Source organism: Burkholderia sp. 9775_39 (genome assembly GCF_015712225.1).
Taxonomy (GTDB): Bacteria; Pseudomonadota; Gammaproteobacteria; order Burkholderiales; family Burkholderiaceae; genus Burkholderia; species Burkholderia cenocepacia.
Genome location: NZ_JACCQC010000004.1, coordinates 112,427 through 132,313, shown reverse-complemented (window position 1 = coordinate 132,313; position 19,887 = coordinate 112,427). Strand labels below are relative to the sequence as shown.

Annotated in this window: 22 protein-coding genes; 12 read left to right on the top strand and 10 right to left on the bottom strand. The window is 67.8% G+C overall.

The features are described from left to right. Positions 1-12 precede the first annotated feature (12 nt). From uraD to H0X90_RS07360, 9 genes are all read right to left on the bottom strand, one after another. The gene (gene uraD, locus H0X90_RS07400; RefSeq protein WP_006490235.1) at positions 13-534 is read right to left on the bottom strand and encodes a 2-oxo-4-hydroxy-4-carboxy-5-ureidoimidazoline decarboxylase; all 522 of its coding nucleotides are present in this window, start codon (positions 532-534) and stop codon (positions 13-15) included. Then, complete coding sequence (puuE, locus tag H0X90_RS07395) at positions 531-1,484, bottom strand: allantoinase PuuE (protein ID WP_006490231.1); 954 nt, start codon at positions 1,482-1,484, stop codon at positions 531-533. The genes uraD and puuE overlap by 4 nt, the downstream gene beginning before the upstream one ends. A gap of 160 nt (positions 1,485-1,644) precedes the next feature. Beyond that, positions 1,645-2,436 (bottom strand): aspartate/glutamate racemase family protein, encoded by a 792-nt coding sequence (locus H0X90_RS07390; RefSeq protein WP_006490202.1) that lies wholly within the window; start codon positions 2,434-2,436, stop codon positions 1,645-1,647. Between the two features lie 10 nt (positions 2,437-2,446). Further along, positions 2,447-3,931 carry an NCS1 family nucleobase:cation symporter-1 gene (locus H0X90_RS07385; RefSeq protein ID WP_006495585.1) on the bottom strand — a complete coding sequence of 495 codons (1,485 nt, stop codon included), beginning with the start codon at positions 3,929-3,931 and terminating at the stop codon, positions 2,447-2,449. A gap of 149 nt (positions 3,932-4,080) precedes the next feature. Continuing rightward, on the bottom strand, positions 4,081-4,785 hold the full coding sequence (locus tag H0X90_RS07380; RefSeq protein ID WP_006490206.1) for a GntR family transcriptional regulator: 705 nt from the start codon (positions 4,783-4,785) through the stop codon (positions 4,081-4,083). Positions 4,786-5,093: 308 nt separating this feature from the next. Then, entirely contained in the window at positions 5,094-6,032 is a 939-nt protein-coding gene (ldcA, locus tag H0X90_RS07375) for a muramoyltetrapeptide carboxypeptidase (protein ID WP_006490211.1), read from the bottom strand. Positions 6,033-6,133: 101 nt separating this feature from the next. Further along, complete coding sequence (gene tadA / locus H0X90_RS07370; protein ID WP_006495582.1) at positions 6,134-6,730, bottom strand: tRNA adenosine(34) deaminase TadA; 597 nt, start codon at positions 6,728-6,730, stop codon at positions 6,134-6,136. Then, positions 6,727-7,128: a DnaJ family domain-containing protein gene (locus tag H0X90_RS07365; protein WP_006490221.1), complete on the bottom strand. Its 402-nt coding sequence runs from the start codon at positions 7,126-7,128 to the stop codon at positions 6,727-6,729. Before H0X90_RS07365 ends, tadA begins: the two co-directional genes overlap by 4 nt. Before the next feature lie 301 nt (positions 7,129-7,429). Further along, complete coding sequence (locus H0X90_RS07360; protein WP_034201597.1) at positions 7,430-8,647, bottom strand: MFS transporter; 1,218 nt, start codon at positions 8,645-8,647, stop codon at positions 7,430-7,432. A gap of 316 nt (positions 8,648-8,963) precedes the next feature. On the opposite strand from H0X90_RS07360, the gene H0X90_RS07355 reads away from it, so the two are divergent. The 11 genes from H0X90_RS07355 (at position 8,964) to H0X90_RS07305 (ending at position 18,308) form a co-directional block, all read left to right on the top strand. After that, positions 8,964-9,734 carry a GntR family transcriptional regulator gene (locus H0X90_RS07355; RefSeq protein ID WP_077190676.1) on the top strand — a complete coding sequence of 257 codons (771 nt, stop codon included), beginning with the start codon at positions 8,964-8,966 and terminating at the stop codon, positions 9,732-9,734. Beyond that, positions 9,731-11,470 carry a fumarate reductase/succinate dehydrogenase flavoprotein subunit gene (locus H0X90_RS07350; RefSeq protein ID WP_006490842.1) on the top strand — a complete coding sequence of 580 codons (1,740 nt, stop codon included), beginning with the start codon at positions 9,731-9,733 and terminating at the stop codon, positions 11,468-11,470. The genes H0X90_RS07355 and H0X90_RS07350 overlap by 4 nt, the downstream gene beginning before the upstream one ends. A gap of 11 nt (positions 11,471-11,481) precedes the next feature. After that, on the top strand, positions 11,482-11,727 hold the full coding sequence (locus tag H0X90_RS07345) for a ferredoxin family protein (protein WP_006490846.1): 246 nt from the start codon (positions 11,482-11,484) through the stop codon (positions 11,725-11,727). A 50-nt stretch (positions 11,728-11,777) separates the two neighbouring features. Then, entirely contained in the window at positions 11,778-13,202 is a 1,425-nt protein-coding gene (locus H0X90_RS07340; RefSeq protein ID WP_060211349.1) for an ABC transporter substrate-binding protein, read from the top strand. 44 nt (positions 13,203-13,246) lie between these two features. Further along, positions 13,247-14,122, top strand: a complete 876-nt coding sequence (locus H0X90_RS07335; protein ID WP_006495577.1) for an ABC transporter permease — start codon at positions 13,247-13,249, stop codon at positions 14,120-14,122. Continuing rightward, positions 14,119-14,907, top strand: a complete 789-nt coding sequence (locus tag H0X90_RS07330) for an ABC transporter ATP-binding protein (protein WP_077190677.1) — start codon at positions 14,119-14,121, stop codon at positions 14,905-14,907. Before H0X90_RS07335 ends, H0X90_RS07330 begins: the two co-directional genes overlap by 4 nt. Before the next feature lie 37 nt (positions 14,908-14,944). Further along, positions 14,945-15,940, top strand: coding sequence for a HEAT repeat domain-containing protein (locus H0X90_RS07325; RefSeq protein WP_077190678.1), 996 nt, complete (start codon positions 14,945-14,947; stop codon positions 15,938-15,940). Next, entirely contained in the window at positions 15,937-16,215 is a 279-nt protein-coding gene (locus H0X90_RS07320; protein ID WP_006495575.1) for a DUF971 domain-containing protein, read from the top strand. The genes H0X90_RS07325 and H0X90_RS07320 overlap by 4 nt, the downstream gene beginning before the upstream one ends. A gap of 106 nt (positions 16,216-16,321) precedes the next feature. Further along, a complete protein-coding gene (locus H0X90_RS07315; protein WP_059720671.1) occupies positions 16,322-17,206 on the top strand; it encodes an NAD(P)-dependent oxidoreductase in 885 nt (294 codons plus the stop codon). A 52-nt stretch (positions 17,207-17,258) separates the two neighbouring features. Beyond that, entirely contained in the window at positions 17,259-17,762 is a 504-nt protein-coding gene (locus H0X90_RS07310; RefSeq protein WP_077190679.1) for an NUDIX hydrolase, read from the top strand. A gap of 96 nt (positions 17,763-17,858) precedes the next feature. Further along, on the top strand, positions 17,859-18,308 hold the full coding sequence (locus H0X90_RS07305) for an acetyltransferase (RefSeq protein ID WP_034201590.1): 450 nt from the start codon (positions 17,859-17,861) through the stop codon (positions 18,306-18,308). 81 nt (positions 18,309-18,389) lie between these two features. Here the strand turns inward: H0X90_RS07305 and H0X90_RS07300 are convergent, their stop codons facing one another. After that, on the bottom strand, positions 18,390-19,013 hold the full coding sequence (locus H0X90_RS07300; RefSeq protein ID WP_077190680.1) for a 2'-5' RNA ligase family protein: 624 nt from the start codon (positions 19,011-19,013) through the stop codon (positions 18,390-18,392). 118 nt (positions 19,014-19,131) lie between these two features. Here H0X90_RS07300 and H0X90_RS07295 point away from each other — a divergent pair, with 118 nt between their 5' ends. Continuing rightward, positions 19,132-19,749 carry a PolC-type DNA polymerase III gene (locus H0X90_RS07295; protein ID WP_077190681.1) on the top strand — a complete coding sequence of 206 codons (618 nt, stop codon included), beginning with the start codon at positions 19,132-19,134 and terminating at the stop codon, positions 19,747-19,749. The last annotated feature ends 138 nt before the right edge of the window (positions 19,750-19,887 follow it).

Sequence of the window (19,887 nt, the reverse complement as noted above, 5' to 3'; positions counted from 1 at the left end):
CGTATTGCGGTGTCAGGCGTCGATCAGGTCGTCGAGGCGGAAGCGCGCGATCCGGTAGATCTGGTCGAGGCTCGTGCGCAGTTCCTCGGTGCGCGAATGATTCACGCGCGACTCGAAATTCGCGATGATGCCGTGGCGATCATAACCGCGCACTGCGAGGATGAACGGGAAGCCGAACTTCTCGCGATACGTGCGGTTCAGCGTCAGCAGCTTGTCGAATTCTTCCTGCGTGCACTGGTCGAGGCCTGCGCCGCTCTGTTCGCGGGTCGACTCGGCCGTCAGCTCGCCGCGCACGGCGGCCTTGCCGGCCAGTTCCGGGTGAGCGTTGATCAGCGCGAGCTGGCGCACTTCGCCGCCGTTTTCCACCGCGCCCGACATCGTCTTGTGCAGCGCGTCGATGCTCGCGAACGGCCGCTCGCCCGCGGCGACTTCGGCCACCCACGGCGAATGTTCGAAAATCCCCGACAGCGCCGCGACAAATGCGCTCGGCGCCATCGTGTTCAGTTGCTCCAACGTGTAGCGCATCGCCTTCATGCTTTCCCTTCGTTTCGATGATTGGGCTGATACGGATGATGTTCACGCCAGTGACGCGCGATATCGACACGGCGCGTCACCCATACGCGATCGTGCTTCTCGATGTGATCGAGGAAACGCTGCAGCCCGCGGAACCGGCCCGGCCGGCCGAGCAGTCGGCAGTGCATGCCGATCGACAGCATCTTCGGCGCCTCGTCGCCTTCCGCGTACAGCACGTCGAATGCGTCGCGCAGGTAGTCGAAGAAGTGGTCGCCGGTGTTGAAGCCCTGCGGCGTCGCGAAACGCATGTCGTTCGTGTCGAGCGTGTACGGCACGATCAGCTGCGGCGACGTGCGGCCGCCCGACACTTCGACGTCCATCCAGAACGGCAGGTCGTCGCCGTAGTTGTCGGAGTCGTACAGGAAGCCGCCGTATTCGGCGACCAGGCGGTGCGTATTGGGGCTGTCGCGGCCGGTATACCAGCCGAGCGGGCGCTCGCCCGTCACGCGCTCGATCGCTTCCATCCCGAGGCGCATGTGCTCGGCCTCGAGCTCCGGCGCCATGCTCTGGTAGTGGATCCAGCGCCAGCCGTGGCATGCGATCTCATGGCCGAGCTCGACGAAGGCGCGCGCGAGTTCCGGATGCCGCTCGATCGCCATGCCGACGCCGAATACCGTCAGCGGCAACCCGCGCTTCTCGAATTCGCGCAGGATGCGCCACACGCCGGCCCGCGACCCGTATTCGTAGATCGACTCCATGCTCATGTGGCGGTCCGGATACGCGGCCGCGCCGACGATTTCGGACAGGAACTGCTCGGAGCCCGGATCGCCGTGCAGCACGCAGTTCTCGCCGCCCTCCTCGTAGTTCAGCACGAATTGCACGGCGACGCGGGCGCGCCCCGGCCAGTTCGCCTGAACGGGATGGCGGCCGTAGCCGATCAGGTCGCGAGGATAGTTGGGATCGAGTGACATGGTTCGAAGTGCAACGAAAACGGGCTGAATGAGCGGACTGAAATAATGGGTTCGCATCGACCGCGCGGTGCCGGAGGCCGGCCGCACAAGCCGATGCGATGACGGCCCAGTGTAGCGAAAAGGTTCATACGCGCCCATACAGCGGCGCAGATAGTGCGTGTCAGACGGTGTGTATGTGCGGTTGCGGCAAATTCGGGACCGGTTCCGCCGCATCCCCGTCCGACGGGCTGAAGCGGGCGAACGCGCCGTCGTAGCGCTTCGGCAGCGGCCGCGCGTAGTCGCCGCGTTTCGCGGTCGCGAGGCGCAGCGCGACCAGCGCCTCGGCCCACTTCACGGCCGCCGTGACGCCCTCGACCACCGGCGCGCCGATCTGCTGCTCGATCTCGTGCGCGAATTCGGCCATCCCCGCGCAGCCGAGCACGATCGCGTCGGCGCCATCCTCGTCGAGCGCGCGCCGGCATTCGTCGACGATGATCCGGCGCGCGGCCGAGCCGGGCCGGTCGAGTTCGAGCACCGCGACGTCGGTCGCGCGCACGTTGCGGCAGAACCGCTTCATCCCGTAGCGCTCCGCGAGGTGCCACGCCATCCCGCAGGTGCGCGCGAGCGTCGTGACGACCGAGAAGCCCGGCGCGAGCACGCTCGCCGCATGCATCGCGGCCTCGGCGATGCCGATCACCGGCCCGCGCGCAAGCTCGCGCGCGGCGTACAGGCCCGGATCGCCGAAACACGCGATCACGTATGCGTCGCAGCCGTCGCGCTCGCCCTGCGCGATCTCCGCGAGGAGGCCCGGCGTCGCGAGCGCCTCGTCGTAATACCCTTCGATCGACGGCGGCCCCATCGGCGGGCTCACCGCGACGATCTCCGTGCCGGCGGCCGCGACCTCGCGCGCGCAGCGGCCCATCGCGTCGGTCATCCGCTGCGTCGTGTTCGGATTGATCAGTCGGATCTTCATCGCACGCTCCTTACGCCTTCGCGCTCGCGAGCAGCCGGTAGAACACGAAGCCGAGCCCCGCGCCGATGAACCACGAGAAATTCGCGACACCCTGCCAGCCCGGCACCATCACGCAGGCCACCGCGATCACCGCGGCCGGCAACAGCGCGGCGAGCGCGCGGCGGTTCACGCCGCCCGTGTACCAGTAGCTGCCGCTTTCCGACATCGTGTACAGGTCGTCGCGCACGAGGCGGCCGCGCTTGACGAGGTAGAAGTCGGCGATCAGCACGCCGTACAGCGGGCCGATGAACGCGCCGAGCACGTCGAGCGTGTAGTGGATCACGGCCGGGTTGTTGAACAGGTTCCACGGCGTGATGAAGATCGACGCGACGGCCGCGAGCATCCCGCCCGCGCGCCAGCTGATCAGGCGCGGTGCGACGTTCGAGAAATCGAACGCGGGCGACACGAAGTTCGCGACGATGTTGATGCCGATCGTCGCGATCGTGAACGTCAGCGCGCCGAGGATCACCGCGGTCGGATGATCGATGCGGCCGACCGTCTCGACCGGGTCGGTGATCAGTTCGCCGAACACCGGCAGCGTCGCGGCCGTCGTGATCACCGTGACCAGCGAGAACGCGAGGAAGTTGACCGGCAGCCCCCAGAAATTGCCGCGCTTCACTTCGCCGAACGAGCGGCAGTAGCGCGAGAAATCGCCGAAGTTCAGCATCGGCCCGGAGAAGTACGACACGACGAGCGACACGGCGGTGATCATCACCGGAATCACTTCCGCGCCGTGATACTTGACGCCGCCGAGGTTGATGCCGATGTTGCGCCAGCCCGCGCGCCACACCATGTAGCCGGCGAGGATGAACATCACGACGTAGACGGCCGGGCCCGCGAAGTCGATGAACTTCTTGATCGTCTCCATCCCGTTCCAGAACACGAACGCCTGGAGCACCCACAACAGCATGAAGCCGGCCCAGCCGACCGCCGACAGCCCGAGGAAGCCGTAGCGATGGACGTCCGCATACGGCAGCCATTGCGGGAAGAATTTCAGCACGACGATCACGAGCGCGCTCGACGCAAGATAAGTCTGGATGCCGTACCACGCGATCGCGATCAGCCCGCGGATCACGGCCGGCACGTTCGCGCCGAGCACGCCGAACGTCGCGCGGCACGCGACCGGATACGGCACGCCGATCTGCTGGCTCGGCCGCGCGATCAGGTTGCACAGCGCATTCACGAGGCCGATGCCGACGATCAGCGCGATCAGCACCTGCCAGCTCGTCAGCCCGAGCGCGAACAGGCTGCCCGCGAACACGTAGCCGCCGACGCTGTGCACGTCCGACATCCAGAACGCGAAGATGTTGTACGAGCCCCATGTCTGATTTTTAAGGGGTGCCAAATCTTCGTTGTACAGACGTTCGCTGTAACCATCCGGCAACGCCGGACCGCCGCCCTCGCCGCCTTCTTCCGCCGGATAGGCGCTATCGTGCGCCACACTGAACTGAGCCATGACTTCTCCTTGACGCGGCCGGAAGGCCGCTCCACCGTCATCGATATCGCTCCGGATCGTCGCCCGGAGTCGGACCAGCGGCCCGCGGCAAACACCGCGGGCCCGCATTTCGCTCGTTCTGTGGCGCGCGGCCGGGTTCGCGTCGCCGCTCAGGCGCCGCCGAACACTTCGCGCAAATCGACCTGCCCTTGCGCGGGCCGGTCCAGCATCTTCAGTTCGACATGCTGCAGGTGGCGCGCCATCAGCGTCACCGCCTGCTTCGGATCGCCCGCCTCCAGCGCGGCGAGGATCTCGTCGTGGTCGTCGCACGAGCACGGGCTGCGCCCGTGCGATTCGTACAGCGCCGACATCAGCGTCGAGCGTGCGACGAGCCCTTCGAGGCACTCGCTGAGCGTCGCATTGCCCATCAGCGTCGCGAGCGCCGTATGGAATTCGCCCGACAGCCGGATCCACGCGGCGAAGTCGTGCCGCTCGAACGCCTTGCGCTCCTTGTCGATCAGCGCGGCGACGCCCTTCAAGCGCCTGGCACCGGGGCCGGTGGCGAGCCGCTCGACCACGGCCAGCTCGATGATCCGGCGCATCTCGAACACTTCGTGCACGTCCTGCAGCGTCGGGCTCGCGACGAACGCCCCGCGGTTCGGCTCGAGGTCGACCAGCTTGTCGGTCGCGAGCTGCGCGAGCGCCTGGCGGATCGTCCCGCGCTTCACACCGAACACGTCGCAGAGCTGCGCCTCCGTCAGCTTCGCGCCGGGCGCGAGCCGATGCTCGAGGATCGCCGTGCGGATGCGCTCGGCGATCGCTTCGGGACCGGCTGCACCGGACGGAGAGGAATCGGGCTCGTTCATGATCTGCATCGTGTGATGGTCCTCATCCTAGGGCGGACATAAAGATTGTCAACAATTCTTTTGCAGGATTCCGCACAATCGGCGTGCGCCGGCATGTCTCCATTCGGTGCAATGCGCACGAATTCCATGCACGACAAGCCTGACAGGCAATACGGAGGCCCTTCTCGTCGTATACCCTCCCGGCCATTTTGTTGACAAAAATGGTGCACAGACGGGCGAAAGTCGCGTGGACGTCGACGAAAAATATGGACCGTTAGTTGCGTGTTTACATGAAGAAAAAGGCGGGAAACCCCGCCTTTCGATCGATCGCGCCGGCATCAGCCGAGATGCGGATAGTCCGACACCGTGAGCCGGAACCCGTGCGCATTCGCGACCAGTTGCGCCTGCGCGCCGAACGGCAGCGTCAGCAGGTCGGGCACGTGGCCGAACTGGAGCCCCGTGACGACCGGAATCCCGACCACCGCGCGCACCTGGTCGATCATCGCCTGCATGTCGTAGCCGTTGTCGTACTCGAACGGCCGCGCGCCGGTGAACTGGCCGAGCACGAGCGCCTGCTGGCGTGCGAGCAGCCCCGACAAATGCAGCTGATAGATCATCCGCTCGATCCGGAACGGCTGCTCGTTGACGTCCTCGATGAACAGGATGCCGCCCTCGATGTCGGGCATGTACGGCGTGCCGACCAGCGACGTGAGGATCGCCAGGTTGCCGCCCCACAGCGTGCCGGTCACGTTCACCGCCTGCACCTGCGGTGCGTCGGCGACGATCGTCGTGCTCGGCTGCGTCAGCGTCTGCCAGAAATGCCGCATCGTGAAGTCGCTCGGCGTTTCGGCGCCGAAGTCGGCCGACAGCATCGGGCCGCCGAACGTCTTGATGCGCGCCTTCGCGTACAGCGCCAGCTGGATCGCCGTGAAGTCGCTGTGACCGACGAGCGCGACCGGCTGGTCGCGCAGCCGGCGCTCGAGGCCGCGATAGTCGAGCCCGTGCAGGATGCGTGCGGCGCCGTAGCCGCCGCGGACCGCGAGCGCGATGTCCGGCAGCGGCCGCTCGGGATCCGCGAGGCGGTTCAGGTCGCCTGCGCGCTCGCCGTCGGTGCCGCCGAAGCGCTGGAAGCGCCGCTGCGTCGCCTCGATGTTCTCGATGCGCTGCTGCGCGGTGCTGAGGCGCTCGAGCGCGCGGTTGATCGCGTCGGGGTCGTGCGGATAGCCGGACGGCGCCAGCAGGCGGATGGTGTAGGACGCGGCGGGCTGGAAGGACATGGCGAAAGGTATCGGGATCGTCAAACCTGCTTAGAGGGTCCGAACCGGGTCCGGTTCACGAAAACCGTGCGCGCCCGGAACGACGGGCGCGGCGGCGGCGACTATGACGCGCCGGATTCGGCGTCGCGGGCGAGCCGTGCCTCGCGCAACGCGCGACGGCGCTCGGCGAAGAACGACTTCAGCGCGGCGCCGCATTCGTCGGCGAGCACGCCGCCCGTCACTTCGGTGTGGTGGTTCAGCTGCGGATTCGCGAATGCGTCGATCACGCTGCCGCACGCGCCCGTCTTCGGGTCGGCCGCGCCATAGACGACCCGCGCGATGCGGGCGTGCATGATCGCGCCGGCGCACATCAGGCACGGCTCGAGCGTCACGTACAGCTCGCAGCCCGGCATCCGGTAATTCTGCAGCTGCTGCGCGGCCATGCGCAGCGCGGCCATTTCGGCATGCGCGGACGGGTCGTGCCCGCCGATCGGGTGATTGAAGCCGCGTGCGATCACTTCGTCGCCGCGCACGAGCACCGCGCCGACCGGCACTTCGCCGGCCGCACGCGCCTCTTCGGCGGCGGCTTGCGCAAGACGCATGAAATGGAGGTCGCGCGCCGAGATGGGCGCGGCTTCGTGAACGGGAGAATCGGCGACGGGTTCAGCGGCCGGGGCGGCTGCCGAGCGGGCTGCGTCGTGCAGCGCGTCGGACGTCACATCGTCCCCGCTTCGGCGGACGCGTCGTCGAGCCCGCGCTCGCACAGGCGTTCCGCGATGCGCCGGCAGTAGTCGCGCGGCATCACCATCGGGCCGCCGCGCAGCGATTCCAGCGCCATGTCGAGCGCGAGGATCTTCGCCTGCAGCCGGCAACGCGCGGCACGGTCGCTGACCGCCTGCACTTCGTCGTGCAGATTGCGCAGCGCGCGCAGTTGCTCGACGGCCGGCGGCACGAAGCCCGCGTTCTTCAGGATACGGTTGGCCACCCGCACCTCCTCGGGCACGAGCAGGTCGTCATCCAGCGCCTGCGGCGCGCCGGTACCCGGCAAATCGTCGAACTCGCCCCGCGCGGCGGCGGCGGCAATACGTTGTTCGACCAGGGCGTCAAGCAATCTCATCAGTCAATCGGAACAATGCGGCAGGCCGAATTCTAGCAGGGTGACGCCGGTATGACAGGCCCTTCGAATATATGCTCGATATTGCGTTTTTTAGGGGCCGAATCGCTGCGCATGCGCGCCGATCGCCGTCAGTTGCCGCTCTGCTGCGCCGCAGCAGGCTGAGCGCCGTTCGCACGCTTCCAAACGCATGCGCTGCCCGGACCCATTTTTTTAATTCGCGACGAGACGATCGGCCCCTGTCGACCCGGCGAAAACACCCGCCGCCGCCACTTCCGCCGTCGCATCCGATGGCATGGCCCGATTACGCTGTCACCGTTTCCGGCCGCGCTTTCGCGAACGGGCGGAACATCGTCGCGATCAGGAACGCGCCGATCCCGATCGCGAACGACCCGAGGTACAGCCAGCCGTAGCTGCCGAACGCATCGACGATCAGCCCGCCCGCGACCGGGCCCGTGGCCATTCCGAGGCTGCCCGCCATCGCGCAGCCGCCGATCACGGTGCCCATCATCCGCAGCGGGAAATTCTCGCGCGCGAGCACCGAATACAGCGGCATCACGCCCGCATAGATGAAGCCGAACAGCGTCGCGACCGCGTAGAAGCCGTCGAGCGTGCGCACGAAGTAGTAGCCGAGCGCGCCGAGCGCCTGCGCGAGCAGCCCCGCCACCAGCATGCGCTTCGCGCCGAGGCGGTCGCCGAGCAGCCCGAACGCGATCCGGCCGCCCATCCCCGCCAGCCCTTCGACGCTGTAGATCGACACCGCGACGATCAGCGGAATCCCGCAGGTCACCGCGTAGCTGACCGTATGGAAGATCGGGCCGGAATGCGTCGCGCAGCAGAAGAAATTGGTCAGCAGCAGCACCATGAACTGCGGCGAGCGCAGCGCATCTGCGACCGACATCGCGGCGGGCGCGCCGCCGGCCGCAGGCGCCGCGTGCGCGGGGGCCGCGTCGAGCGCGGGCGCCCGGCGCACCAGCAGCGACACCGGAATCATCACGGCGGCCGCCAGCGCGGCAATCAGCAGCATCGACGTGCGCCAGTCGCGCACCGACACGAGCCAGGCGGCGAGCGGCGCCATCGTCATCGGCGCCATCCCCATGCCGGCCGACACCAGCGACACCGCGAGGCTGCGGTGCGTGTCGAACCAGCCGGTCACGCACGCCATCATCGGCGCGAATATCGCGGCCGTCGCGCTGCCGACGGCCAGGCCGAAGGTCAGCTGGAACACGAGCAACGACGGCGCGCGGCTCGCCAGCGCCAGGCTCGCCGACAGCAGCACGGCGCCCGCGATCACGACCGGCCGCGTGCCGACGCGGTCCGACAGGCTGCCCCACGCCATGCTCGCAAACGCCATCGCGATGAAACCGAGCGTCATCGCGGCGGAAATGCCGGTCATCGACCAGCCCGTATCGCGCGCAATGGATCGCAGGAACACCGGTAACGAAAACATCGCGCCGATCGCGACGCAGCCCATCAGGCCGCCCGCGGCGACGATCACCCAGCGGTATCGGGAATCCGGCATGTGGCGTGTCATGGGGTCTCTCCTCGTTCGTTGCGCCAATCGCGGAAGCCGGGTGGCGGCCGCCTGGCGCGGCGCACTGCCCGGTCGATATCGATACGACGGGCGACGCAGCGGGAAATCGACACGCGCGGCGCACGAAACCGCGCTTTTTTATTGTCGACGATTGCGCACGGCTCGCAAGGGCCGGATCACCCGCCCGCCGCGCCGCCTGCCGCCCCGCTTTTCCGCAACCGGAAATTCGAAATCACAAATAGTTGGTTGGGGCGCGCCATCGCACTGGCTACACTCGCCCCATCTTGTCATAACAAGTTGACCGATGCCCCCACCCAACGTCGTGCCGCTGTCCGCGGCCCCGCTCTACGTGCAGATCAAGGACACGCTGCGCGCGCGCATCCTCGACGGCACCTACGCGCCGCACAGCCGGATGCCGTCCGAGCACGAGCTCTGCGCGATGTTCGACGTCAGCCGCATCACGGTGCGCCAGGCGCTCGGCGACCTGCAGAAGGAAGGCCTGCTGTTCAAGCTGCACGGCAAGGGCACGTTCGTGTCGAAGCCGAAGGCGTTCCAGAATGTGACGTCGCTGCAGGGGTTCGCCGAGGCGATGTCGTCGATGGGCTACGAGATCGTCAACCAGTTGCGCAGCCTGCGCACGGTGAAGGCCGATCGCCATCTCGCGGCGAAGCTGAACGTGCCCGAAGGCGCGCCGCTCGTCGAGATCCATCGCGTGCGGCTGCTGAACCGCGAACCCGTGTCGCTCGAACAGACCTGGGTGCCGGAAGCGCTCGGCAAGCGCCTCGCCGGCGCCGATCTCGCGACCCGCGACATCTTCCTGATCCTGGAGAACGACTGCGGCATCCCGCTCGGCCATGCCGACGTGTCGATCGACGCGATCCTCGCGGACGACGAAATCGTCGACGCGCTGCACGTCGAGGAAAGCAGCCCCGTGCTGCGCATCGAACGCCTCACGCACGACGCGTCGGGCGCGCCGATCGACTACGAATACCTCTACTTCCGCGGCGACGCCTTCCAGTACCGGTTGCGCGTCGACCGGCAGAAGGCGCGCAAACCTGCAAGGAACCCGCGATGAATACCCATGTGCATGAATACGACATCGTCGTGGTCGGCGGCGGCACGGCCGGCCCGATGGCGGCCATCAAGGCGAAGGAGCGCGATCCGTCGCTGCGCGTGCTGCTGCTCGAGAAGGCCAACGTGAAACGCAGCGGCGCGATCTCGATGGGGATGGACGGCCTGAACAACGCGGTGATTCCCGGTCATGCGACGCCCGAGCAATACACGCGCGAGATCACGATCGCCAACGACGGGATCGTCGATCAAGAGGCCGTGTACGCATACGCGACGCACAGCTTCACGACGATCGAGCAGCTCGACCGCTGGGGCGTGAAGTTCGAGAAGGACGGCACCGGCGATTACGCGGTGAAGAAGGTTCACCACATGGGCTCGTACGTGCTGCCGATGCCGGAAGGCCACGACATCAAGAAGGTGCTGTACCGGCAACTGAAGCGCGCCCGCATCGCGATCACGAACCGGATCGTCGCGACGCGCGTGCTGACCGACGCGCAGGGCCGCGCGAGCGGCGTGCTCGGCTTCGACTGCCGCACCGCCGACTTCCACGTGATCCGCGCGAAGGCGGTGATCCTCTGCTGCGGCGCGGCCGGCCGCCTCGGCCTGCCGGCATCGGGCTACCTGATGGGCACGTACGAGAACCCGACCAACGCGGGCGACGGCTATGCGATGGCCTATCACGCGGGCGCCGCGCTCGCGAACCTCGAATGCTTCCAGATCAATCCGCTGATCAAGGATTACAACGGCCCGGCCTGCGCGTACGTGACCGGCCCGCTCGGCGGCTTCACCGCGAATGGCAAGGGCGAGCGCTTCATCGAATGCGACTACTGGAGCGGCCAGATGATGTGGGAGTTCTACCAGGAACTGCAGAGCGGCAACGGCCCCGTGTTCCTGAAGCTCGACCATCTCGCGGAAGAAACGATCCAAACCATCGAGCAGATCCTGCATACCAACGAACGGCCGAGCCGTGGACGCTTCCATGCCGGGCGCGGCACCGACTACCGCAGCCAGATGGTCGAGATGCACATCTCCGAAATCGGCTTCTGCAGCGGCCACAGCGCATCGGGCGTGTACGTGAACGCACGCGCGGAGACGACCGTGCCGGGGTTGTACGCAGCCGGCGACATGGCGGCCGTCCCGCACAACTACATGCTCGGCGCATTCACGTACGGCTGGTTCGCCGGACAAAACGCGGCCGATGACGTGGCCGGCCGCGACCACGCGCCGGTGGACGACCAACAGGTCGATGCCGAGCGCACCCGCGTGCTCGCGCCGCTGCTGCGCGAGCGCGGGCTGGCGCCGGCGCAGGTCGAGTACAAGCTGCGCCGCATGGTGAACGACTACCTGCAACCGCCGAAGGTGACGCGCAAGATGGAAATCGGGCTGCAACGTTTTGACGGAATTATTGAGGATATCGAAGAAATAAAGGCCGACAACCCGCACGAGCTGATGCGCGCGGCCGAAGTGCGCGCGATCCGCGACTGCGCGGAAATGGCCGCACGCGCGTCGTTGTTCCGCACCGAAAGCCGCTGGGGGCTGTACCACCACCGCGTCGATTTTCCGCACCGCAACGATGCCGAATGGTTCTGCCACACGTGGCTGCGCAAGGACGCCGCGGGCGCGATGCGCAGCGAGAAGCGGCCGGTCGAACCGTACGTCGTGCCGCTCGCCGACGACGAACGCGGCGCCTACGCGCAGTTGCGCATCCGCGAACCGGCCCCGCTCGCGGCCGCCCTTTGAGGAACCTTGCCATGCCCCATACCCCGCACGACATCTTCCAGCGCAGCAGCGCGCCCGTGACGATCGACGAGTCGCTGTGCATCGCCGACAAGGGCTGCACCGTGTGCGTCGACGTGTGTCCGCTCGACCTGCTCGCGATCGACGTCACCAAGGGCAAGGCCTATATGCAGTTCGACGAATGCTGGTACTGCATGCCGTGCGAACGCGATTGCCCGACCGGCGCGGTCAAGGTCGACATCCCTTACCTGCTGCGCTGACACGGCGCGCCGACCCGCGCCCCGCTTCCCTCCTACCGGACTCACGACACATGAACACCACGCTACGGATGTTTCGCCTGCTCGCCGCGTCGCTCGCGGTCGCGACCGCCGGTTTCGCGCATGCGGAGACGATCCGCGTCGCGATCGGCACGCAGGACACGACGATCAACTGCGCGACCGGCGGCCTGTTGATCCGCGAACTGCATCTGCTCGACAAGTACCTGCCGCGCACCGGCAAGTACCAGGACGTGAAGTACGACGTGCAGTGGAAGGACTTCACGTCCGGCGCGCCGCTGACCAACGAGATGGTCGCCGGCAAGCTCGACTTCGGCGCGATGGCCGATTTCCCCGGCGCGCTGAACGGCGCGGCGTTTCGCAAGGCCGGCCGCAAGAGCGTGTTCATCACGGTGCTCGACGGCAGCATCGACGGCAGCGGCAACGGGATCGTCGTGCCGACGAATTCGACGGTGCGCGGGCTGGCCGACCTGAAGGGCAAGACGATCTCGGTGCCGTTCGCGTCGACCGCGCACGGCATGCTGCTGCGCGCGATCAAGGCCCAGGGCTGGAACCCCGACACCGACGTGAACATCGTCACGCAGGCGCCGGAAGTGGCCGGCAGCGCGCTGAAGGCGAACAAGATCGACGCGCATGCGGACTTCGTGCCGTTCGCCGACCTGTTCCCGTACCGCGGCATCGCGCGCAAGGTCTACGATGGCGCGCAGACCCACGCGCCGACTTTCCATGGCGCGCTCGTTGACGCGGACTACGCGCAGCGCTATCCGGAAATCGTGGTGGCCTATCTGCGCGCCGCGATCGAAGCGAACCGCCTGCTCGCGCAGAATCCCGAAAAGTACAGCCTGCTGATCGAGAAAGTCACCGGCATCGAGGCGCCGGTCGACTACCTGTATCACGGGCCGCTCGGCATCCAGACCCGCGACCTGACGTGGAAGCCCGAATACCGGCAAGCGGTCGCGACGGCGATCGATACGCTGAAGCTGCTGAAGAAGACCGACTCCGCGCCCGACCCCGCGACGTTCGTCGACGATCGCTATATCCGCGCGGCGTTCAAGGCGTCCGGGCTCGACTACGACGCGGCGCTGAAACACTACGGCAAGCAGCCGCTCGTCGCGAACGATGCGTCGACCGGCAAGCCGATCCGCGATTTCAACGACGTCGCGCAGGTCTGGCTCGCCGGCGACGAAGCCGTGCGTCACTATGCCAGCCCCGCAGCCGCCTTTGCGGCGCTCGGCAAGCTCGGCCCGTCCGCGAAGGTGCGCGCGGTGTTCGTGCACGACCACGGCAGCGGCCTGAAGCTGTTCGCCGACCAGGCGTGGTACGTGAAAGACGCACACGGCGTGCTGACCGCGTTCCTGCTGAAGTCGGGCGCCGATGCGTACGCGCAGCAGGTATCGGGCGCGGTGGTCGACTACGCGGCCGCGAAGACCGTCACCGCGCAGGCGCTCGCCGCGCGCTGAGCATCGCGCCCTTCTCTTTCCATTCGTCGACACCGGACTCCCGCATGGCTGCCACCCTCGACCTCGTCAAACGCCGTCACGCCGACGCACCGCGCGCCGCCGACGCCCGCTCGCCGCATTCCGCCGCGCGCCGCCGCCCGACACCGATGCGCCGCCGCGCGTGGCGCATCGCATCGCTCGCCGCCTGCATCGCGCTGTGGCAGGCGGCCGTCCACTGGCGGCTGTCGCTCGGCATCGTTACGTTCGCGAACGTGCCCGCGCCGGCCGACGTGGGCCCCGCGCTGGCCTCGTTCCTGCAATCGCCGAAGCTGCCGATGCATCTGTTCGCGAGCATCACGCGCGTGCTGGCCGGCTTCGTCGCGGCGGCGTTCGCCGGCATCGGCCTCGGGCTCGCGATCGGCCGCTATCGCGCGCTCGAGGACACGCTGCTGCCGCCGCTCGAGATGCTGCGGCCGATTCCGGCCGTCGCGTGGATTCCGCTCGCGATCCTGATGTTTCCATCGTCCGAGCTGAGCATGATGTTCATCACGTTCGTCGGCGCGCTGTTCCCGATCCTGCTCAATACCGTGCACGGCGCCGAAGCCGTCGACCCGCGGCTCGTCGCGACCGCGCGCAGCCTCGGCACGCGCGGCCTCGCGCTCTATGCGGAAGTGATCCTGCCCGGCGCCGCGCCGTCGATCTTCACCGGCCTGTCGATCGGGATGGGCACCGCGTGGTTCTGCCTGGTCACGGCCGAGATGATCGCGGGCCAGTACGGCATCGGCTATTTCACATGGGAGTCCTATACGCTGCAGAACTACCCGGACATCGTGGTCGGCATGGCGCTGATCGGCCTGCTCGGGATGGGCAGCAGCCTGCTCGTCAAGCGGATCGGCGCGGTGCTCACGCCGTGGTACGCGCCGCGTGGAGGCCGGTCATGAACACCGCCGAGATTACCGCACCCGCTCCCGGCCGTGTCGGCGTGCGTGCGCTGACGATCGAACTCGGCCCGCCTCATGCGCGCTTCGCGGCGCTCGATGCGCTCGACGTCGATATCGCGCCCGGCGAATTCGTCTGCGTGCTCGGGCCGTCCGGCTGCGGAAAATCGACGCTGCTCGGCGCGCTCGCCGGCCACGTCGCGGCCACGCACGGCGAGATCGTCGTCGATGGCGAACCGGTCGACCGCCCGCATCCCGATCGCGGGCTCGTGTTCCAGCAGCACACGTTGTTTCCGTGGAAGCGCGTGATCGACAACGTCGCGTTCGGCCTGAAGATGAAGGGCGTGCCCGCGCACGAGCGCCGCCGCGAGGCGGCCGAGCTGCTCGAACTCGTCGGGCTCGGCGGCTTCGGCGCGCACTACCCTTCGCAGCTGTCCGGCGGCATGCAGCAGCGCGTCGAGATCGCCCGCGTGCTGATCAACCGGCCGCGCGTGCTGCTGATGGACGAACCGTTCGGTGCGCTCGACGCGCAGACGCGCCGGATGATGCAGACGCTGCTGCTCGACATCTGGTCGCGCATCGGCACGACCGTGCTGTTCGTCACGCACGACATCGAGGAAGCGCTGTTTCTCGGCGACCGCATCCTGATGCTGTCGCCGCGGCCCGCACGCATCGTCGCCGACATCCGCGTGCCGCTCGCGCGGCCCCGCACCGACGACAGCACGACCGAGCCCGCGTTCGTCGAGATCAAGCGCCGCTGTCTCGCGCTGCTGCGCGACGCCGCCTGAGCCCGTGCCTGCCCATTCACCGTACCGACTTTTTTCCATGACCGCTTCTTCTTCCGCTTTCCCGCTGCCCGGCGTGCCGGCCGCCGATCATGCCGCGCTCGTCGCGCGCCTCGCCGCAGGCGACGCATCGGTGCGCCGCATCGCGCTGCTCGAACTCGCCGATCTCGAGGCGCCCGAACTCGTGCCGTCGTTCGTCGCGGCGCTGCGTGACGATCCGTCCGCCGACGTACGCAGCGAGGCCGCGCGCGTGCTCGACGCGTGGGAGCAGCCCGATGTCGTCGACGCGCTGTGCCACGCGCTGCTCGATCCGGACGACAGCGTGCGCGCGACGGCCGCGCAAAGCCTGTCCGAACTGAAGGACGCGGCATCGGGCGCCGTGCTGTGCCGATGGGCCGACCGGCCCGAGCCGTTCGTACGCGGCGCCGTGCTGCGCGGCTTGCGCGAGTTGCGCGACCCCGGCGCGTTCGCGCCCGCGCTGCGTGCGCTCGACGCGTGCACCGCGGCCGTACGCGCCGAGGCGGTCGTCGTGCTCGGCTGGCTCAAGGACAGCCGCGCGCTGGCGCCGCTCGCCCGCATCGCGACCACGGACGCCGATGCGGACGTGCGGCGCGCCGCGGTCGGCGCGATCGGGTTTGCGGCGGCGGGCGACGCCGCCGTCGTCACCGCGTTGCTCGCGGCGCTGCGTGACGCCGAATGGCAGGTGCGCGAGGAAGCGGCGACCACGCTCGGCAAGCTGCGCATCGCGACCGCACGCGAGCCGCTCGTCGCCGCGCTCGACGACGACTACTGGCAGGTGCGCCTGCGCGCCGCGCGCGCACTCGGGCAATTGCGAGATGCGGCTGCGGCGCCGGCCGTCGTCGCGCTGCTCTCGCATGCGATCAGCAACCTGCGCAAGGAAGCCGCGCTCGCGCTCGGCGAACTGCGCGACCGTGCAACGCTGCCCGCGCTGAGCGCTGCGCTCGACGATCGCGACCCCGAAGTCCGCAAGGCCGTGCGGATAGCGATCGGCCAGATCGACGACGCGTCGCGATGATCGCGCCGATCGAAATCGCACTCGATCACCCGGCGCGCACACTGACGCTGCGCTGGTCCGACGGCGCGTCACAACGTATCGACTATGCGCAATTGCGCGGCGGTTGCCCATGCGCGGAATGCCGAAAGATCCGGCTCGACGGCGGCCACGTCGACGCGCGGCCCGACCTGACGCTCGACGGCGTGGAAGCGCTCGGCTACGGTGTCCGCTTCGTGTTCGGCGACGGCCATGCCCGCGGCATTTATCCGTGGCCGTACCTGGCGGACCTCGCGTAGCGACGACGACGCGGCTTGCGCGCTCGCGCGAGCCGGATGGCAGGCATGCGAAAACGCTGCGATACTGACGCCCACGATCGTCGCCACCTACCGTGGGAGCCGCACCATGCAAACCGCAGTCGGATTCATCGGCCTTGGCGTGATGGGCACGCCGATGGCGCTCAATCTCGCGCGGGCCGGCACGCCGCTCGTCGTGTGGAGCCGTTCGCACGGCAGCGACGATGCGCTGCGCGACGCCGGCGCACGCGTGGCCGACGACATCGACGACGTATTCGCATCCTGCCGCACCGTGATCCTGATGCTCGCGAACGATGCGGCAATCGATGCCGCCCTCGCACGCGGCACGCCTGCTTTTGCCGCCCGGGTCGGCGCGCATACGATCGTCAACATGGGCACGAATGCGCCGGACTATTCCCGCGCGCTCGCCGACGAAATCGCCGCCGCGTCCGGCCGCTACGTCGAGGCGCCCGTATCGGGCTCGCGCAAGCCGGCCGAAGCCGGTCAGCTCGTCGTGATGCTGGCCGGCGCGCCGGACGACGTCGATGCCGTCCGCGCGCTCGTGAAGCCGCTGTGCCGCGACAGCTTCGTGTGCGGCGACGTACCGTCGGCGCTGACGATGAAGCTCGCCGTCAACCTGTTCCTGATCACGATGGTCACCGGTCTCACCGAAGCCACGCACTTCGCGCAACGCCACGGTATCGATCTCGCGCGCTTCGCCGACGTACTGAATGCCGGCCCGATGGCGAGCGACGTGTCGCGCGTGAAGCTCGGCAAGCTCGTCGCGGCAGATTTCTCGGTGCAGGCCGCGATCACCGACGTGCTGAAGAATGCGCGCCTCGTCGCCGAATCCGCGCGCGGCATCGGCATCGCGTCGCCGCTGCTCGACATTTGCCACGCACTGTACGGCGAAACCGAGCGGGCCGGACACGGCGCGGCCGACATGGTCGCCGTGATCCGCGCGATCGAACAGCGTACCGGGGACGTGCGATGAGCCGCGTACACGTAGTACCCGCGTTCGTTCGAACCGACAGGTAGGCGCGACCATGTCCACAACCGGCACGTCCGTAACCGGCATGTCCGCAACCGGCAACGCTACGCCCTTGCGCCCCGTTCCCGCGGTGATCGGCATCGTGCTGCGCGAACGCGACGTGCTGCTCGTGCGCCGCGCGAATCCACCCGATGCAGGCTGCTGGGGCTTCCCCGGCGGCAAGATCGAACCGGGCGAGCCGTTCGCGGATGCGGTCGTGCGCGAAATCGCGGAAGAAACGACGGTCGACGTGGAAGCGCTCGACGCCTTTACCGCGCTGGACGCGTTCGATTACGATGCGCACGGCGCCGTGCGCCAGCATTTCGTCATGGTCGCCGTGCTGTGCAGATGGCTGCGCGGCACGCCGGCCGCCGGCGACGATGCGCTCGACGCGCGCTGGTTCGGCATCGACGAACTCGACCGCGACGATTTGCCGATGAGCGCCGGCGTGCGCGACGTCGCGCGGCGAGCGATCGAGCGGGCTGCGGCGCTAGGCCACGCGCGGCCACCATCCGCCTGACACACTGCCGTCGCTGGCGCACTACCTGCGCGCGACGCATTCGATCTATCCTGGCGCCCGCTACCCGCCGAGCGCCGGATCACCCCACGTCAAACCATGATCAGAATTCGACAATCCACCGAGGCCGACGGCACATGCGTGCTGGATATCTGGCGCAACGCCGTCGATGCCACGCATCACTTCCTGAGCGACGACGACCGTCGCGCGATCGAATCCGAAGTCGTCGCATTTCTGCCGGGCGCGCCGCTCGATCTGGCCGTCGACGAAACCGATCGCCCGATCGGCTTCATGCTGCTCGACGGCAGCCACATGGAAGCGCTGTTCGTCGATCCTGCCCACCATGGTGCGGGGGTCGGGCGACGGCTGGTCGAAGAAGCGCTCAAGCGCCATCCCGACCTGTCGACCGACGTCAACGAACAGAACCAAGCGGCAGCGGGATTTTACGAGCGCCTCGGATTCGAGCGCTGCGGACGATCGGAACTCGATGGACAGGGGCGGCCTTATCCGCTGCTTCATCTTCGTTATCGCGGGGGTGGTCGGGACTGAGCTGGAGTCCGGGCCAGCACGGAACGCGGCACCGACCTGGTCCGGATGCGCTGAAACGGCACCGCCCTTACGACATCGCGATCATCCCGGGGAGCGGCCGGTCGCCAGCGGCCAGCGCCCCAACACGTCGTAGTGCGACTTGCCGAGCCAGCTATCGACCAGGACGAAGTCGAACGCGGTCCAGGCAATCGGCTCGATCCGATACTCATCGGGCCGCTGCGGGCCATACAGCAGCGTCACGTGCGGGGTGAAACCCGAGGGAAAAACAGGTACGCCTACCCGTTTCAACGCATCTCGCAACTGCCGCCGAAAGTCGATCAAGTCTTCCAGACCGGCCTTCCCCGTCAGCACCAGCGGCTGATGACCGGGCCGCCCGTTGAAGCTGATGATCTTGTCGAACCTCACGGAGAAAGACGGCCCATCCATGCGGTCCGCGACCGCGCGGGCCCGTGCAAGCGCAGCGTCCGGCACGTAAGCGAAGTCGCCTAGCGAGCCCAGCGTGATGTGCAGACGCTCGGTGCTCACCGGGCTGTCCTTCTTCTGCTGCAAGCTTTTGGCGATACCGGCAATGCGCGCGGCCGTGGCTGTATCCGGCATCACGGCGAAAAAGAAGCGGTGCACGGGAGCCGGCGGCGGCGCGTCGAATCCGGGTAGCGTCAGTTGAGTCACGGCAGCATGTCCGACTGGCCTGGAGCGAGATTTCATTATCGTCAATCGGCAGCCGGCCCGCTCGCCGCTCCACGGATCCGCCGTTCGCACGCCCGAAGATGCTACCCTCTCGGGCCAAACTCGACACCCTCTGATGACGCCCCCGAATTCAACCATGCAAACCGTCGCGGTACTGGACTTCGAAACCACCGGCCTGTCGCCGAATCTGGGCGACCGTGCGACCGAAATTGCGGTCATCCTGCTGCGCGACGGGGAAGTCGTAGACCGTTTCCAGAGTTTGATGAATGCCGGCCGACGCATCCCGTCCGATGTCGTTGCGCTCACCGGCATCACGAACGACATGATCGCGGCGGCGCCACCCGCGTCCGAAGTCATGAAGGAAGCGGCCGCGTTCGTCGGCAAGCATGCGGTCGTGGCCCACAACGCCGGTTTCGACAAGCGCTTCTGGCAGTCGGAACTGGGGCTGCTCGGCATGGCGGCCGACCATGCGTTTGCGTGCACGATGCTGGTGGCGAGACGGATCTATCCGGACGCCCGGAGTCACCGCCTGTCGAGCCTGGTCGAGATGCTGCGGCTGCCGCAATCGGGCCGTGCGCACCGCGCGATGGTCGATGCGGAGATGGCCGGCCATCTGTGGTGCCGGTTGCAGCAGGATATTTCGCGGACCTATGGGCTGGATCGGATCGATCACGCGTTGATGTCGCGGGTTCAGGTGACGAACAAGGCGAAGGTGCCGATGTATTTGCGGTCGCTCGGGCGGGCGTGTGCGTGATGAATCCGGTCCGGGACTGCGAACACGGCGCTTCTTGACCGACTTCGCGCGTTAACGCAAAACGGCCTGGCAATCGCCAGGCCGCTTCTTGCCCACGCGTGAACCGGGGCAGCACGCCAACCGAACCGGCAGCCCGCT